This is a genomic window from Acinetobacter sp. D009 (assembly GCF_038562025.1).
In the GTDB taxonomy this organism is placed as follows: domain Bacteria; phylum Pseudomonadota; class Gammaproteobacteria; order Pseudomonadales; family Moraxellaceae; genus Acinetobacter; species Acinetobacter pittii.
Window position 1 is genome coordinate 3,749,031 of the sequence record NZ_CP151886.1, and the last position, 17,409, is coordinate 3,766,439.

Here is a 17,409-nt window from a genome sequence, read left to right on the forward strand (position 1 = left end):
ACTCTCTAATTAACCATAATATCTTTACTACGTTTATAACCATCAACATAGTGTTCAAGTTGACATAGCGCCCAATCAATATCTTGCTGGACAGCAGTCATATTATTCACTCGATCAAAGACTTCTTGAATTTCTCTAAGAGGGTAGAATTTCTCAAAAGATCGAAGAATTCTACTATGCTCGGTATATTCAGTATTTTCTTGATCAATTAATAATTCTTCGTAAAGTTTCTCACCTGGACGCAATCCACTATAATGAATTTCGATATCCCCTTGCATTGAACCTTGTTCACGCACAGTTAAACCACTTAAAGAAATCATTTGGCGAGCTAAGTCCTGAATACGGACAGGTTCACCCATATCAAGTAAAAACACATCACCGCCTCTACCTAATGCACCAGCTTGAATAACCAACTGAGATGCTTCAGGAATAGTCATGAAGTAGCGTGTTACTTCTGGGTGAGTCACAGTAATTGGACCACCTTTGGCAATTTGCTGTTTAAATAATGGCACTACTGAGCCAGAAGACCCTAATACATTACCAAAACGTACGATACTAATTTGAGTTTGCTTTTGGGCTTCAGCCATTGCTTGACAATAGAGCTCTGCCATACGTTTCGATGCGCCCATTACATTGGTAGGACGTACTGCTTTATCGGTCGAGATGAGAACGAACGTTTCCACACCTTTTTTTACAGCTGCATTTAGACTATTTGCAGTACCAATCGCATTGTTCTTTAATCCTGCAATTGGATTACACTCAACTAAAGGTACATGTTTATAAGCAGCAGCATGGTAAACGGTCTGAACACCATATTGCTCGATAATACGTTCTAATTTCTGTTGATCTTGCACTGTACCTAAAATAGGAACAATTTCACATTGAGCCGTTAGACGTAACTCTTTATCTATACTATAAAGCGCAAACTCTGTAATTTCATAAATAATCAACATTTTAGGCTGATTTTTAACTATTTGACGGCATAACTCAGAACCAATAGAACCACCCGCACCAGTGACCATAACAATCTTATTAAGGATATTTTTTGCAAGTAAATGATCTACAGGTGGTACAGGATCACGTCCCAGTAAGTCAATAATGTCTACTTCACGAATATCTGCAACTTTGAGCTCACCATCAACAAGTTGTGTAAGGCCAGGTAGCTCAGTAATTTTAAGATGTGCAGGTTCTAGCTGTTGAATAATTTCACTTTTACGCACACGGCCTACTGAAGGTAACGCTAGCAAAATTTCATCAGTTTTATACTTTTCGAAACGTTGTAAAGCTTTTTCTAAAGATAGTACTTTTAAACCGCCAACCATATGGTCTTGTAAGGATGTATTATCGTCAATGAAAAAAACGGGTAAATGATTACCAGAACGATAAAGCACAGCTGCAATTTGTTGACCTGCATCACCAGCACCGTAAATTGCAATTCGTTTACGCTCTTCACCAGTTTGTAACGTAGCTTTTACGATAAAACGAATAAATGCACGACTACACCACACCCAACCAAACATTAAGAAGCCGAACATTAATGGAATTGAAGTCGGAACAAATGCAGGTGAAAAAGCATTCATGCCATATAAAACGATGACCATCAACGTAACAGCAATCGCTAATTTAGCAATAAAGGCTTCATTAAAAGTACGGACAATAAACCGATAAACTCCAGCTAGCATTAAGCTTAGGATAGCTAAAATTGTAACAAATGCCACACCATAGTTGATGCCTGGAATAACCTCAGCACCTAAATCAAATAATCGAATGGCATAACATAGCCACAAAATAACAGGAAAAGCGAATAGGTCGATAAGAACCAAAAAACATTGTTTTGTAAGCCGAGGAGCTGACGCAAACTGATAAATAATCTTTTTCACAATACTCTTCTAATCGTTCTAGTAACCGTGCGATATTTATACTCATTTCTTATATAAGTAGAAATAAAATTTACGCAGCGGTTACATAACTTTAAGTCAGATCATAATTTAAAAGAAAGCTATGTGAATAGCTTCACATTCCTTATGATTGTAAAGCTCTATTAACAGTATTAATTGCACGAATCGTTTTTTCTATACTTTCTTGACTCAAAGTCGGATGAACCAAGAACATTAAACTGGTTTCACCTAATTTCTGTGCATTTTCTAGACGCTTTTCTGGACGCCATGGTGTACCGTCAAATGCGTGTTCTAAATAAACTTCAGAACAAGACCCACTAAAACAAGGCACTTCCTGAGAGTTAATTTCTTGCATAATGCGATCTCGTGACCAACCATCTGGCAAGGCTTCTAAATTCACTTGGACATAGCATTTATAATATGCATGGACATAATCTACAGAGGGAGTATGAACACTAAAGAAAGGAGAGCCGCCAAAGGCTTCTAAAATCTTTTCTGCATTTTCAGTACGTTTTTTAGTCCATTCAGCCATACGGGTTAACTGAATTCGACCAATCACTGCTTGCATTTCCATCATACGCCAGTTAGTTCCGAATGAGTCATGTAACCAACGGAAACCTGGTGGGTGCTGTTTATTATAAATACTGTCGTAACTTTTACCATGATCTTTATAAGACCACATTTTTTTCCAAAGCGTTTCATCATTCGTGGTGACCATACCGCCCTCACCACCAGTTGTCATAATTTTGTCTTGGCAAAATGACCATGCCGCAATATGGCCGATAGAACCTGCTGCTTTACCTTTATATTTTGCTCCATGAGCTTGGGCGCAGTCTTCAATAACATATATACCACGCTCAGCAGCAAGTTGCATAATCGGATCCATATCACACATCCAACCAGCTAAATGTACACAAATAATGGCTTTAGTATTTGGTGTAAGTACAGCCTCAATAGTACGACGTGAAATATTTTGAGAATCTAATTCTACATCTGCAAAAACAGGATTAGCGCCAGCTGTTACAATTGAACTTGCTGAAGCTAAAAAAGTACGAGACGTCACAATAACATCATCACCCGCGCCAATATCTAAGGCTTTTAATGCGACATCTAGAGCTACGGTACCATTTGCTAAAGCAACCGCATATTTTGTATCAGAAAACTCAGCGAATTCTTTTTCAAAAATTCTACACTCTTGACCGGTCCAATAATTTACTTTATTTGATAGTAATACATTTTTGACTGCGTCAGCTTCTTCTGTTGTAAAACTTGGCCATGGTTCAAATGCAGTGTTTAACATTTTAACTTCCTAATAAAATATTTCTTACTTACTTTCTTTCTAAAATTCTTGCAGGATTACCTACAACAGTTACACCAGCTGGCACGCTTTTAGTCACTACAGCGCCCATTCCAACAATAGCACCTTCACCAATTATTAAAGGGTTATCAGGTGTGCCTTGTTTAATAACTGCTCCAGCACCAATATATGCATGATCTTCAATGTGAATATTACCATTGCATTTAACGCCAGGGGCAAAAGTCACATAGTCACCAATTACACAATCATGCTCAACATAGCTGTATAAATTAGCATGAAAACATTTACCAATTTTTATGTTTGATGTAATTGAAACAAAAGGACTTAGGGCTGCTCCTTCACTAATTTCTACGTTATCCATAATTACTGTGTTATCAGCTTGTATGGACCAAAGTTTAATGCCATCAACAACCAATTGATTTGCGATTTTTTCACGAATCTGACTATTCGCAATTGCAATTAATACGTATTTATAAGAGCAATCTATTGATTTAAAAGATTGATAGTTTAAAGCTCTATGGCCATTTACTAATTTTTCTTCTTGTAAACTATCATCAATAAAATAAATTTCAGCCGTAATACCCTGACGTTGAAGCTGTTGTCTTGCAACAGGCATCAAACTACGGCCACAGCCCGAAGCACCATAAATAGCATAGACCTGATTATTCATTTATCTGCTTCCGACTTTGAACCTGTAAACTTCGTCATCGTCGCCTCGCCAGCTTCATTGATATCATCTTTAGCAATTACTTTTTTAACGGTTTGAAGCATTATTTTAAAGTCTAACCAAAGCGATCTATTTTCAACGTACCACGTATCAAGTTTAAATTTTTCTTCCCAGCCAATAGCATTACGTCCATTCACTTGCGCGTGGCCAGTCATTCCTGGACGTACATCATGACGCTTTGCTTGTTCTTTATTATAAAGTGGCAAGTACTCCATCAATAAGGGTCTTGGACCTACAATACTCATATCACCTTTAATTACATTCCAAAGCTCAGGCATTTCATCCAGACTAGTAGAACGAAGCATTTTACCAAATGGCGTTAGGCGCTCACTATCTGGTAAAGGATTACCCTGTGCGTCTGTTGCATCTTTCATAGTTCGAAACTTAATCATTTCAAAAGGCTTCCCATGTAAGCCAGGGCGAACTTGGCGAAACAATACAGGTGAGCCTAAATTTTTTTTCACCTTATATGCAACATAGAAATATAGTGGTGAGAGTAAAGTAAGGGCAATAGAAGCAATAACAATATCTAATAAACGCTTTAGCATATTATGCTCCTGTTACCCAGTCAGAGAACTTTTGAGAAAGAATGGAGCGGTTAAACTGTTCTTTAGCCACTTGCTGGCCATTTTTACCCATCTGATTGAGCTGCTCACGTTGATCGGCAGCTTGTTCCAATGCATCAGCAAAGGCTTTTGGATTTTCAGGAGGAACAGCAAATCCGCATTGTTCCTTTGTAATTAACTCAGCTAACCAACCTGGATAGTTATTTAGAACTGGTAAACCTGCAGAAATATAGTCAAAGAATTTATTAGGAGATGTACCATAATAAAAAGCAGGGACATTCGCTAAAATTTGCAAACCGATATCTGCACTTGACATAAGACCCGCTAACTTTGCTTTGTTAACAGGATCATGAAAAACTACATTATCCAATTGAAGCTTTTCTGCTCGTTCAATTAATGCTTTTTTCTGCATGCCATCACCGACAAGAACAAGTTTAATATCTGTTCTTTGGCGGGCTTTCAACTCTACAGCTGCATCTAACACAGCATTCAAGCCATTTGCCAAGCCATGTGTCCCTGTAAAAATTGCCATCAAGTCAGTTTCTTTCACACCTTCTGGGCGCCATGGTTGGTGTTCAGAAGCAAAAATATCTAAATCACATCCATTAGGAATAGAGGCAACTTTTTCAGGTGCAATACCCCGTTTGATTATACCATCCACAATTCCAGGGGATAGACCAACTAAACGATCGGCAGAATGATAAGAAGTCCACTCAAGTACTGACATCATCCATAAAACAATAGGGTTTTTTATTACGCCCATAGCTTTCGGAAGCTCAGGCCATAAGTCACGCACCTCAAAAACAAAAGGTTTCCGACGTAACCATTTAGCAAAAATACCTGGAATACCTGCTGTTAAAGGGGTAGTGGTTGCAAAAACAATATCGTATTGCTCAGTCAGAGCGACTTTAATTGATTTAAATGCAAAACTTAAAAAAATTAGAATGCGTTTTAAAAACGATAAGCTATTTGAATAAGGCAATTCAAATTCAATAATATCTATACCATCCACTACACCCCGACGTACCCCTTTATTAAAAGGTTGAGTTAAACCAGTCTGACCAGCACCAAAAGAACCGCAGACCATAGTGACTTGATGCCCATTACGAATCAATGATTGAGCCATTGCATAAGAACGAATCCCAGCAGACCCTTTTGGTGTAGAAAAATGTTGATGGAAATATAAAATCTTCATGTTATATCTTTAATTACGGTAAAAATCGTAGTCGGTTGTGTTGCTTTAATTTCTAGAACAGGCAATTTAGTCTTTTGATAATAATATCTCGACTCTTCACCCTCTGTGAGATGAATAGAAATAGAATGCTCAGCTTCTAAAATTATCTCAACTTTTCCATTGGTTAAAATATTATTGTTTAATACCCAGTGATCCGGTTGTAAACGCCAACGTAAAATAGCTTGTTGCTGAAAACCAGAAATATTATCTACTACTTCTATTTGATTATCTGTTAATAAAACTTTACGGTGATGTTCACACTGCCAATAGTCTTGGTAGCCACAGCCAAACTCATATGGTTTATAAGTTAAATTTTTTGGAGTCAGCCAAGCACCAAACAAGAAGCGGCTTAAGCGTGGCATTTGTTGGTGTTTATCAAACTCAACTGTATTGTGGCTAGCAACGCCAGAGAAATATTCTAAGTCTTCTGGTGAGGAATTATAACTATAGGTACCACCATCTCTTAGTATATTCTGACCTTTAAACCAAACATCTAAATGCAGTCCATCACACTGACTTGGACGGAATTTAAATTTCGGCAACTTAAAAGCAATAAAGAAATTATCTTTTTCAGAGGTAATTAAACCACTTTCATTAAAAATTTGATTTCGTGAAGGTAATTTAAAGTTTTCTTTTTCCAATTTATGTATATGAAAAAAATTTAAACTTTGATCATAAGTTCCTAAATCTTGATAATAACTATGTTGATGAAATAAGGTACTTGCCAACTGAACTGTTGGTCTAAAATCACGATAATCGGTCTGACTTACTGGAAGGAGTCGCGCACCATCATTTGCACCTAAATTGGGCACATCTCCATCAGCTTGAGTTAATACATATAACCAGTCTGTCGCTTTCTGCAATTGACGATATAACTGTTCTGAAAAAGGCTTTAATACTAATTTTCGGCGAACTATTTCAGCTAAACAATAAGAATCTAACATCACTCGATGATAATTAATTGAATATTGGCTAAAGCCGCCATCTTGCATGATAAGCTTGTTTGCCCTATTAGCTAACCATTTTTCGCCTAAAGCTTGCCATTTTTTATATTGTGGCAAAGGTTTATTTGCATTTAAGAAAGCTCCACCTATATAAAGTGCAGCTGCCTCAGATGTTCCATGATTATTATCCTGAGCAATCGCATAATCAATTGTAGGTTCAATACGCTTTAAATGAGCCTCAATAAATGCACAGATATTGTCGTGCGCATGCTGCTCTTGTCCTAAACCGATCAACGCAGTAATAATATGCATGACACGGATAGAAGCTTCCTGCCCACATTTCCAGTTTGGTCCAAAATAAGCAGGGTTCTCCTTACACCAATCATTCAACCATAAATCAAGTTGAACCAATGCCTGCCCATCTCTCACTTTAAGCTCGTGTAGAGCAAGATCAATTAGCCAGTCAAAACGGGAAGCCTCCCATACGCCTTTAATATCACCAACATTCGCATCAAAATCTGGAATTTGATACCACGCCCTTTCTGTATTTTGAAAAGTATGCTCGGTTAAAGGACTATAGAACCAATTGGGAAGCTGTCCAGCCACTGGATACTTGAGGTATCCAAAGGCTGTTAAAGTTGAGTTTACGGGTACAGTCTTTGCTTCAGTGGCAGTACACTGACTAAAGAAGCAACCCGTTGGCAATTGTGCAGACAACTTTTGTACAGGGTTTAGACCTGTCTTTACGCCAAGACGATATTTAAACACCCTGAACAAATTAAACAGCCCTAAAGCAAGAGCTGTTTGACCTTTCATGACTAAACTCATGTTTGTGCTCTTAAAATTTCGGCAACCTGAATGGTCACTCTAGCAACTTCAAAAATTTCATCGGCAGGAATTGGCGCTTCTTTTCCGTCTCGAATACTGTCTACAAAGACTGCAGCACAAGCATCTTGACCTTTATCTTGACGCCACAGATTCATCTTGTTAAATCCAGGCCAGCCAAATGCTTTTAGCTTTCTGAAATTATCTAGTTGTAATACTCGACCTGCTGTAAAGACTTCTACACGCTCTTTAGGGAAGCTTGAAGCGCCATTTGCCAAGTAGAAAATGGTGCCAAATGATCCATCTTCAAAACCAAGCGTAATTGAAGCCTTATCTTCTAAAATTTGTACTGCATCAGTTTCGCCCATACGTCGGGCCTGAATAGAAACAATTTTTGACCCTGCTAGGAAGCGCATCAAATCGATAAAATGGCATGCTTCCCCAATAATTCGTCCTCCACCCACAGCATTGTCTTGTGTCCAATGATCCGTCGGTATTGCACCTGCATTCATGGTCATGATAAAACTTTTCGGCTCTTTTACTGTATCCAACAAGGTTTTCATTTTTTGCACTTGTGGTGAGAAACGACGGTTGAAGCCCACCATGACTCGTGCATATTGATTATTCTGGATATTTTGATTATAAACCGTTTCAATTTTTTCAATTTCTTCGACAGTCAAAGCTAATGGCTTTTCAACAAAAACATTCTTACCTGCTGATAAAACTTTTTCAACAAAGTAAGCATGGCTATTATGACGTGTCGCAATCGCGACGGTATTAATATCTTTATTATTTAATAAACCATCCAGATCTGTCGAAGCTTCGGCAAATCCTGTTTTTTCTCCATGAATAACCCCATTAATGCCACCAGAGGTTACGATGGTATGTAATTGAGAAGATGCTTTTTTGAAAGCAGGAATCAAGATACGAGAAGCATAATTACCCGCACCAATAAAACCAACAACAGCATTCTTTGGCTCAATAGAAATTGGGCGTAATACCACTCGTTTTTCTAAACGAGTTTCAACTGGAGAGTTATATTTAAGCAATAAACCTAGACCTGATTTGTCTTCCGTCAATGCATCATAAGCTTTGGGTGCGTCTTCAAATTCAAAACGTTGTGTAATTAAAGGCTCTACATTTAAGGTACCTGCAGCCATCATATCCAAAACGGCAACAAAGTTGCGTTGCTCAGTCCAACGCACAAAGCCGAGTGGATAATCATTACCCTTATCTTCATATTCAGTATCGTAACGACCTGGACCATATGAACAAGAAACTTGAAAACTAAGTTCTTTTTCATAAAAATCAGCACGGTTTAGCTCTAAACCTGTTACACCAACTAGAATAATACGGCCACGCTTTCGGCTCATACGAGCTGCTTGAATAACAGGGTCACTTACCTTAGTTGAAGCGGTAATAATGACCCCATCCACACCAACACCACGACTGAATGCCAAACCAACAGCAACCGGATCTTCACCTTTACCCGGATTACATACTTCTGCACCAAATTGTTTTGCTAGCTCAAGTTTACTTTGATCAAAGTCAATCGCAAGAACACGACAACCATTAGCTCTTAACATTTGAATGGTTAACAAACCAATCAAACCAGCGCCAGTTACTACGAAACTCTCGCCTAAGGTAGGCTGAGCAAGACGAATACCTTGTAAACCAATGCTAGCAACTACAGCAAATGAAGCAGATTCATCATCAACATTATCTGGAATTTTGGCACAAAGGTTTTTAGGTACTTTTACCATATCAGCATGTGGACCATTTGAAACGACACGATCACCTACTTGAAAATCATCAACTCCCGCACCTACTTCATGCACAACACCGACATTACAGTATCCAAGTGCTAAAGGTTGAGCTAATTTTGATTTAACCGCATCATAGGTAGTTAACAGTCCATCAGTTTGTACTTTTTCAAGCACCATTTTCACTTTTTCAGGTTGTTGGCGAGCTTTATCAATTAAAGAAGCTTTACCAAAGCCCACTAACATACGTTCTGTTCCAGCAGAAATAAGCGAAGTCGTTGTGGAAATAAGTAAATGACCTTTGGAACATTGGGGTACAGGAGCTTCTGTTACAGTCGTACCACCATTTGCCATATCTTGAAGAATTTGTTTCATTAATAACTTCCTAAATATTCATCAATTTTTTGACTGAGATCATCTTTTTCTAAGTTAAACAACATAACATTATCCGGTCTCGGTACTACATCCGATGCTAAAACAGGAGCACCGAAATATAATGCCTCTCTCAAGCTTACAGAATCACCGTCTGTAGTCGTCGCACGAATAAACAATTTCGTTATCTCTAAAAGAGGCCATATTTTCTTATCATTCTCTAAAAAGAGAAGATTGTCATATTTGCCATTAAGTGAACGTACCTTTGTTCTTATTTCTTGGCTAAAACTAGTTTCTGGATAGCTTGCAATAGCGATAAGAAAATAATCTTGTTTATATTTTGGCGCTAATTTTGCAAAAATATCTATTAAAGAATCTAATGTATAAATATCAGCCCCTTTAGCATCTAAATTTGGCTGAAATGCGCTGGTTAATATGATTTTTCTTTGCTGATTTTTTAATGCGGTTTGATATAAATCCAATAACTTTTGATCATATGTATATAAAATATCTTTTAATTCAGCCTTAGCAGGAGGTAAAAAAGCAGAGACTGTTTCGAACTTAGGAGTAATATCATGAAATTGAGCAAATACTTTATAATTCTCTTTAAGATGCTTATTAACTAACATAATATTTTTACACTTAAGAAAAAAATTTAAATAAATTTTCTTCTTCCAATTCGCTAAAGAAGAAAAATGTCGGCTAGAATTATGATCATAAAATATAACTGTTTGATATTTTGCAAAAAAAGAAGCCAATGAAATTAATAAAAAATTAGAAGCACTTAAATGCTTAATTGATTTCGACCTTAAGACTAAAACTATTTTAAAAAAGTTTTTCTTATTTGGTTCGATTAAGACAACATTAGTATTTTGAGAATTATTAGTTAATTGCTCTAATTTACGTTGATTAAAAACAGTAACACCACCTATAGGTAAAGGAAGTTTACCAATAAAATATATTTTATTCACTTAATTCCCACCTGCTTTTAATTTTCCAACTCGACAAAAAACCAAAATAGATATTAAAACTACAACACCAAGAATAAAAAATGTTCTAAAGTTACTAATCATATCATTCCTTAAAGTAAAGGAAAAACAGAAGATATATATAGTACCCAACAAAACTCCAAAAGAAGATTTGTTATAAAATTTAGAAAAAAAGACAAGTAAAAATGCAAAAACAATAGGTCCTAATATATTAAAATTCATCATAGACTCAAGAATTGCATTAAAAGCTAAACCACCACCAGAATTATAGATATCAGGATAAAACTCTTTTACAAAGTTAACTGAAGGTGAAATAGGCCGATTAGGAAAAATAAATGTAGGAATAATCTGTGCAAATGTCTCTAAATAGGTAGGATGCATTTGAACTGAAGAATATTTAGAAAAATAGTCATTCCAAATGATACTAAAAGCTCCGAATTCGGACTTATCAGGACTAAAAGCTGTACTATAGTCTAATTCACTTAAAATAGATCCCCACTGAGAAATACTAGTATTTCGTAAATACCCATAAAGCCACATTACTAAAGCAAACATAAATCCATATCCAATATAGATAGGGTTAATACGTCTTTTCACATTAATAGTATAAGCACAAATAATAAACAACAATATTGCTAACTTTCTATCGCCTAAAATAAGAATATCTGTAGCTGAAAATAAGATTAGAGGTAACAACCAAAATAACAAATATTTACCTTTTTTTTGTTCAATACATATAATAAACCAAATATAAAATACAGAAAAAGAGTAAACAAAGAGTTTATAAACATCAAAAAAAGTAGACTTCGATTTATAAATATCGGCACGCGTAACTGCCCCAATATCTAATGAAAAAGACATTGAAACCATAGTAATATATATAAATACAATCAACGCATATATTACAAAAACAACATTTGAACTAAATTTTTTTCTAAAATCAAGTTCAATAGTTTTAATTTTATTTAAATATGAATCAAAAAAAATAAAAGAGCCAAAAAAAATAAAAGAATACAAGATTAAACTTGCATTAGTTTTTTCTAGAAAATAACTATAGTCTCTATAAATAAAAGAGTTATATATTGCTGTTAAAAAATAAGGAAGTGCCGTTACAAAAACTATTGTACTCGGTGCCAGGATGCCACTTTTCTTTATTTGAAAAAATGTAAGTAATGCAATAAAAACAAGAGAAAAGTTTAAAAATAAATCTAGGCTCTCCAAACCTAAGAGCAACCATAAGAGACATATCATTACTAGAGATATTATTCCCCAAATAAATGCCAACCTATTCATTTTAACCTCTTAATATATTTTAAAATGCTATAAAAATTTACAACATAAATAAGCAACATAATTATCAGAAATAAGATAATAAAATATAAAAAAGATAATTTTGCAAAAAAGGAAAATAACGGTAAAATTATAGCTACCAAAATAAACCTAGTTAATTCAAAACCTAAAGCTTTATTAACTTCTCCCCATAATGGATATAAAGTAGTTAAAGGTTGTAACAAGGCATCCATAAAGTAGTAGACGAATAATAGGGATAGCAACCAAGAAAATATCACCCATTCTCTACCAAAAAATATTATTATCAAATATTTCGAACAAAACACTAGAAATATTAGTAAAGACATAAATAAAACTGTAGCAATAAATATATTTCTTATAGTTAATATATCTTCAAATAGTTTTTTAATTTTTCCTGGGTCACTATATTCACCATTAAAGAGTATTAAAACATTTCTGCGAATCAGTGAAAATGGAACTGCCATCGTTTGAGAAAATAGAAAATATGCACCAATTTGGCTCTTATCAAAAATATATCCACCAAATAGTACAGGTATTACTGGAGTTGAGTATTGTATAAATGTAAGAAAAGAATTTTTTAAGCCCTCCCCCCAATTTTTACGAACAAAAATTCTGAAATTATTGTAATTAAATGATAAATTTTCTCTAATCAACCAAAAAAATAAAAGTGAGATAATTAATTGAGGAAAAATATTCGCTAATAATAATCCTTTCTCAGAAAAAAAATAATAAAAAATTACAATTAGTATAATTTGAAGAACTAATTGATTGGTTTTGTAAAAAATAAATTTCTTATAGTCTTTTATTAATATGAGGTACTGACTTAATAGATTAAAAAAACTTAAGCTGAGACAAAATAATAACAAGTAGGCAATACTATATTTAAAAGAAAAAATACTATTAGCAATTATAGTACATATAGATAACAAAGAAAAAATTAAAATACTAACAACTATAGCATTAGAGAAAAACTCTTTTTTTTCCTCTTCGCCTACTCTATCACTCAATACAATATAATCAAATCGCAAGGCGGCAATAATTGAAAACACTGAAGCAAAACTTAAGTACCAACCTAATTCGCCAAATACTTCTGGCTTATAAAGTCGCGAAGATATCATAACAGATACTGCTACAAGTAACTGTACAATTATCCCTCCTGCTATAAGTTTGGATAAAATCTTCATACACTCTATCTATTCTTTATAAATTTAAGTGGATTACCCGCATGTATTTGCATTGATGGAATTTCTATACTTTTTACAATAGATTCAGCACCAATAATTGCACCTTTACGAATTATAGTATTTAGAAAAATACTACAACCACGACCTATCCACACATCCTCTTCTATTAAAATTTCACCTCTCTTCATCCCTTGTTTATTTATTGGTTCACTTTTATCAAATAAATGCTGCGCATCTCTAATAGATACCCACTCCGCAATTAGAGTATTATTCTGTATTTCAACTTTATTAATTGCAGAAATCACAACTCCTTGTGTCATTTTCACATGATCACCTATTATTAATTGACCTAATGGTGGTATGTCAAAATGACTAAAAGCTCCTATATCACATCTTTTGCCGATAACAATTCCTTTATGGGGAGGATATTTGAAAATAACGTTTTTCCCAACTTTAGGAATACTTTTACAAACACCTCCACATAAATGTATAAGCAAAAAAAGTTTTAGACCTCTAAAATAATCTCCCAGTCTAAAAAAAATTTTAAATAAATTATACATTTATAGAATACCTTTCGTATCTACAACATAAGAAAAAGAGAGGTCCATATTTTTAAATTGTTTATGATCGACCAAAATTAAATGGATGTCTGCTTGCTGATGCTCTTCAACAGAAATCAGTTTAATACTTGAAGGAAGCCGGCTTGGGAGTTCATTGATATTCGGTTCTACTGCAAGAATATTTAAACCTTGTTCTGCCAATTTCTTAGTGATTTCTAATGCTGGGCTCTCGCGAAGATCATCAATATCAGGTTTAAAAGCTAAGCCATAGCAAGCAATCGTTACATCTTGAATTGTCTTATTTGGGTTAGCTTGTAAAAATTCGGCAATTTTAATTTTAACTTGATCAATGACCCATTCAGGTTTTGCATCATTTACTTCACGTGCGGTACGAATCAATCGCGCCTGTTCTGGTGTTTTAGCCACAATAAACCATGGATCAACAGCAATACAGTGTCCACCTACACCAGGGCCTGGTTGTAAAATATTTACCCGAGGATGACGATTTGCGAGAGAGATTAACTCCCAAACATTAATATCTAACTTATCACAAATAATAGAAAGCTCATTTGCAAAGGCAATATTAACATCTCGGAAAGAGTTTTCTGTTAATTTACACATTTCTGCAGTACGCGCATTTGTTTCTATACACTCACCTTTCACGAAGGTTTTGTATAGCTCACAAGCTGCTTTTGAACAGCGCGGTGTCATACCGCCGATAATACGGTCATTGCTAATCAGTTCTTGCAAAACCTTACCTGGTAATACTCGTTCTGGGCAGTGCGCTACCAAAATATCTGCCTCTTCACCTTTTTGCTGAGGAAAACTTAAGTCGGGGCGAGCTTCGCTCAACCAAGCTGACATTTGTTCGGTTGCTTCTACAGGTGAGGTAGACTCAAGAATAACGAGATTACCTTTTTTCAAAAAAGGAGCTAAGGCTTTAGAAGCTGCTTCAATATATTTTAAATCAGGTTGATAGTCATCTTTAAAAGGAGTAGGAACTGCAACTATATATGCATCAGCTTCTAATGGAGTAGTTTGAGCAGATAACTTACCTTGTGCAACCACATCACGCACTAACGCATCTAAGTCGGGTTCAACAATGTGCACTTTTCCTTGGTTAATCATATCTACGGCATGTTGATTAACATCCACACCAGTAACTTTTATTCCATGTGCTGCAAAAGTTGCTGCTGTTGGTAAACCAATATAACCTAAACCTATAACACAGATATGTTTAAATGACTTATTCATATTCAATACTTTAAATTAAAATAAAATAATAAAAAAATTAACTTCTTCTTAAGAAATCAATAATTTGCTGACAAGAAGTGCCATCGCCGTAAGGATTATGTGCAGCAGCCATAGCATTATATACTGAGGTATTTTCTAATAACTCCGATACTGATTTTTCAATTGTATTCACATCAGTACCAACTAAACGCACAGTCCCTGCATCAACAGCTTCTGGTCGTTCAGTAGTATCACGCATAACCAAGACAGGTTTTCCAAGAGAAGGAGCCTCTTCTTGAATCCCCCCTGAGTCAGTTAAGATGAGATAACTACGGTTCATTAAATACACAAATGGCAAATAATCTTGGGGTTGAATTAAAAAGATATTATCTATACCTGATAGCAATTCATTTACAGGTCTTTGCACATTAGGATTCAAATGAACAGGATATACAATTTGGATATCACTAAATTTTTTTGCAAGATTAGCTAATGCAGTGCAGATATTTAAAAAACCTTGACCAAAGTTTTCACGTCTATGACCAGTAACTAGAACTAACTTCTTATTCTTATCAAGAAACTTAAACTCTTGCTCAAACTTCTGAATTAAAGCTTCATCTTGTTCAACTTTATCTTTCACTTGCAACAGCGCATCAATAACTGTGTTCCCAGTCACAATAATAGTTTCAGGATTCACATTCTCTTTTATTAAATTATGGTAAGAAGATTTTGTAGGAGCAAAATGATAGTTTGCCAAAACCCCTGTAAGCTGACGATTTGCTTCTTCAGGCCACGGCGAATAAAGATCACCTGTTCGCAGGCCAGCTTCAACGTGACCAATCTTAATTTTATGGTAATAGCCTGCTAATGAAGCAGCAAAAGTCGTTGCTGTATCTCCATGAACAAGAATTACGTCTGGTAACCATTGCTCAAAAACTTGTTCTAAACCTTTTAAAACGCCAGAAGTTACATCAGATAATGTTTGTCCAGGTTTCATTAAGTTTAAATCAAAATCTGGTTCTAAATTAAAGAGCTCTAAAACTTGATCCAGCATTTGGCGATGTTGACCAGTTACACAAACTTTAGTTTCGAAGTCTTCAATATTTTGCTGTAATTTTAAGGCTAATGGCGCCATTTTTATTGCTTCTGGTCTTGTTCCAAATACCAATAAAACTCTTTTCACCTGAACTAATTCCTTATAACCGTATAGATGATTCTTGTTGATCTAATACATATTTCAAATCATAAAGTACATGATTGGCTTTACCTAATGCGTGAAACTCTTGCGCAGTCATTGCTTTAAACTGATCATGAGCGACTGCAATAACGACCGCATCATACACACCTTGCTTCAATTCTTTAACTGGTGCTAAACCATATTCGTGTTGGACTTCTGTATCATCTACCCAAGGATCACAAATATCTAAATCTAAGTCGTATTCTTTAAGAGCTTTAATAAAGTCAATAATTTTTGTATTACGAATATCTGGACAGTTTTCTTTAAAGCTGAGCCCCATTACTAAAATGCGGGCACCAACTACTTGAATTCGACGCTTTACCATTTCTTTAATGAGTTGCGTCGCCACATATTCTCCCATACGATCATTTAAGCGACGAGCTGCTAAAATAATTTCTGGGTGCAATCCAATAGATTGAGCCTTATGGGTTAAATAATAAGGATCAACGCCAATACAGTGTCCGCCTACCAACCCTGGTCGAAATGGCAAAAAGTTCCATTTCGTCCCTGCAGCTTTCAATACATCTTCCGTATCTATATCTAACTTATTAAAAATAAGTGCTAATTCGTTAATAAGAGCAATATTGACATCACGTTGAGTATTTTCAATCACTTTAGCAGCTTCTGCTACTTTTATATTCGGCGCCTTATGAGTTCCTGCCTCAATAATCAGATTATATACTTCATCAACATAATCAGCGATTTCAGGTGTAGAACCTGAAGTAATTTTTAAAATATTAGTTACGCGGTGAAGCTTATCACCTGGGTTAATCCGCTCAGGGCTATAACCTGCAAAAAAATCCTGATTAAATTTTAAACCTGAAACTTTTTCCAAAACCGGAATACATACTTCTTCGGTTGCGCCTGGGTATACAGTAGATTCATATACTACTACATCACCCTTTTTAAGCACTTTGCCAATACTGGTCGATGCTTTGATTAAAGGTGTGAGATCGGGTTGTTTAAAATCATCAATTGGTGTTGGAACGGTAACAATAAAAAAATTACTGTCTTTTAGATCACCCAAATCAGCAGAATAACTTAATTGCAACGCCTGTTGTAATTCTTGTGTTGATACTTCTAAAGTATGATCTTTACCGTTTTTGAGTTCATCAATACGTTTTTGATAAATATCAAAACCAACAACAGGTACTTTTTTGCCAAACTCAACTGCCAATGGCAAGCCTACATAGCCCAACCCAATAATTGCTATTTTTAAATTGGCAATTTGCATATAAACGAGCCTTT

14 protein-coding genes are annotated in these 17,409 nt (G+C 35.3%); all 14 read right to left on the minus strand.

Features of this window, described 5'->3' with window-relative positions; genetic code table 11:
• Nucleotides 1-5 precede the first annotated feature (5 nt).
• Entirely contained in the window at nt 6-1,880 is a 1,875-nt protein-coding gene (locus AAC388_RS17870) for a nucleoside-diphosphate sugar epimerase/dehydratase (protein ID WP_342371006.1), read from the minus strand.
• Nucleotides 1,881-2,022: 142 nt separating this feature from the next.
• A complete protein-coding gene (locus AAC388_RS17875; RefSeq protein ID WP_342371007.1) occupies nt 2,023-3,198 on the minus strand; it encodes a DegT/DnrJ/EryC1/StrS aminotransferase family protein in 1,176 nt (391 codons plus the stop codon).
• Between the two features lie 28 nt (nt 3,199-3,226).
• Nucleotides 3,227-3,886, minus strand: coding sequence for an acetyltransferase (locus AAC388_RS17880; protein WP_342371008.1), 660 nt, complete (start codon nt 3,884-3,886; stop codon nt 3,227-3,229).
• Nucleotides 3,883-4,491, minus strand: coding sequence for a sugar transferase (locus AAC388_RS17885; protein ID WP_068612746.1), 609 nt, complete (start codon nt 4,489-4,491; stop codon nt 3,883-3,885). Before AAC388_RS17885 ends, AAC388_RS17880 begins: the two co-directional genes overlap by 4 nt.
• Nucleotide 4,492: 1 nt before the next feature.
• Nucleotides 4,493-5,704 (minus strand): glycosyltransferase family 4 protein, encoded by a 1,212-nt coding sequence (locus tag AAC388_RS17890; RefSeq protein ID WP_342371009.1) that lies wholly within the window; start codon nt 5,702-5,704, stop codon nt 4,493-4,495.
• Nucleotides 5,701-7,515: a heparinase II/III family protein gene (locus AAC388_RS17895; RefSeq protein WP_342371010.1), complete on the minus strand. Its 1,815-nt coding sequence runs from the start codon at nt 7,513-7,515 to the stop codon at nt 5,701-5,703. Before AAC388_RS17895 ends, AAC388_RS17890 begins: the two co-directional genes overlap by 4 nt.
• Entirely contained in the window at nt 7,512-9,650 is a 2,139-nt protein-coding gene (locus AAC388_RS17900) for a bi-domain-containing oxidoreductase (protein WP_342371011.1), read from the minus strand. Before AAC388_RS17900 ends, AAC388_RS17895 begins: the two co-directional genes overlap by 4 nt.
• Complete coding sequence (locus AAC388_RS17905) at nt 9,650-10,618, minus strand: glycosyltransferase family 1 protein (protein WP_342371012.1); 969 nt, start codon at nt 10,616-10,618, stop codon at nt 9,650-9,652. The genes AAC388_RS17900 and AAC388_RS17905 overlap by 1 nt, the downstream gene beginning before the upstream one ends.
• Nucleotides 10,619-11,929 (minus strand): O-antigen polymerase, encoded by a 1,311-nt coding sequence (locus AAC388_RS17910; protein WP_342371013.1) that lies wholly within the window; start codon nt 11,927-11,929, stop codon nt 10,619-10,621. It abuts the gene before it with no gap.
• Nucleotides 11,926-13,131 carry a hypothetical protein gene (locus AAC388_RS17915; protein WP_342371014.1) on the minus strand — a complete coding sequence of 402 codons (1,206 nt, stop codon included), beginning with the start codon at nt 13,129-13,131 and terminating at the stop codon, nt 11,926-11,928. The genes AAC388_RS17910 and AAC388_RS17915 overlap by 4 nt, the downstream gene beginning before the upstream one ends.
• A 5-nt stretch (nt 13,132-13,136) precedes the next feature.
• On the minus strand, nt 13,137-13,691 hold the full coding sequence (locus AAC388_RS17920; protein ID WP_342371015.1) for an acyltransferase: 555 nt from the start codon (nt 13,689-13,691) through the stop codon (nt 13,137-13,139).
• On the minus strand, nt 13,692-14,945 hold the full coding sequence (gene wecC, locus AAC388_RS17925) for a UDP-N-acetyl-D-mannosamine dehydrogenase (protein ID WP_342371016.1): 1,254 nt from the start codon (nt 14,943-14,945) through the stop codon (nt 13,692-13,694). It abuts the gene before it with no gap.
• Nucleotides 14,946-14,982: 37 nt separating this feature from the next.
• Nucleotides 14,983-16,107 carry a UDP-N-acetylglucosamine 2-epimerase (non-hydrolyzing) gene (gene wecB / locus AAC388_RS17930; protein ID WP_342371017.1) on the minus strand — a complete coding sequence of 375 codons (1,125 nt, stop codon included), beginning with the start codon at nt 16,105-16,107 and terminating at the stop codon, nt 14,983-14,985.
• A gap of 13 nt (nt 16,108-16,120) precedes the next feature.
• Nucleotides 16,121-17,395: a Vi polysaccharide biosynthesis UDP-N-acetylglucosamine C-6 dehydrogenase TviB gene (gene tviB, locus AAC388_RS17935; RefSeq protein WP_342371018.1), complete on the minus strand. Its 1,275-nt coding sequence runs from the start codon at nt 17,393-17,395 to the stop codon at nt 16,121-16,123.
• Nucleotides 17,396-17,409: the final 14 nt, after the last annotated feature.

What these genes read in the sequence shown, in the direction of transcription:
- AAC388_RS17900 (WP_342371011.1), bottom strand. Translation starts at nt 9,650, where the DNA reads ATGAAACAAATTCTTCAAGATATGGCAAATGGTGGTACGACTGTAACA.
- AAC388_RS17890 (WP_342371009.1), bottom strand. Translation starts at nt 5,704, where the DNA reads ATGAAGATTTTATATTTCCATCAACATTTTTCTACACCAAAAGGGTCT.
- wecC (WP_342371016.1), bottom strand. Translation starts at nt 14,945, where the DNA reads ATGAATAAGTCATTTAAACATATCTGTGTTATAGGTTTAGGTTATATT.
- tviB (WP_342371018.1), bottom strand. Translation starts at nt 17,395, where the DNA reads ATGCAAATTGCCAATTTAAAAATAGCAATTATTGGGTTGGGCTATGTA.
- AAC388_RS17915 (WP_342371014.1), bottom strand. Translation starts at nt 13,131, where the DNA reads ATGAAGATTTTATCCAAACTTATAGCAGGAGGGATAATTGTACAGTTA.
- AAC388_RS17885 (WP_068612746.1), bottom strand. Translation starts at nt 4,491, where the DNA reads ATGCTAAAGCGTTTATTAGATATTGTTATTGCTTCTATTGCCCTTACT.
- AAC388_RS17875 (WP_342371007.1), bottom strand. Translation starts at nt 3,198, where the DNA reads ATGTTAAACACTGCATTTGAACCATGGCCAAGTTTTACAACAGAAGAA.
- AAC388_RS17880 (WP_342371008.1), bottom strand. Translation starts at nt 3,886, where the DNA reads ATGAATAATCAGGTCTATGCTATTTATGGTGCTTCGGGCTGTGGCCGT.
- AAC388_RS17910 (WP_342371013.1), bottom strand. Translation starts at nt 11,929, where the DNA reads ATGAATAGGTTGGCATTTATTTGGGGAATAATATCTCTAGTAATGATA.
- AAC388_RS17920 (WP_342371015.1), bottom strand. Translation starts at nt 13,691, where the DNA reads ATGTATAATTTATTTAAAATTTTTTTTAGACTGGGAGATTATTTTAGA.
- AAC388_RS17895 (WP_342371010.1), bottom strand. Translation starts at nt 7,515, where the DNA reads ATGAGTTTAGTCATGAAAGGTCAAACAGCTCTTGCTTTAGGGCTGTTT.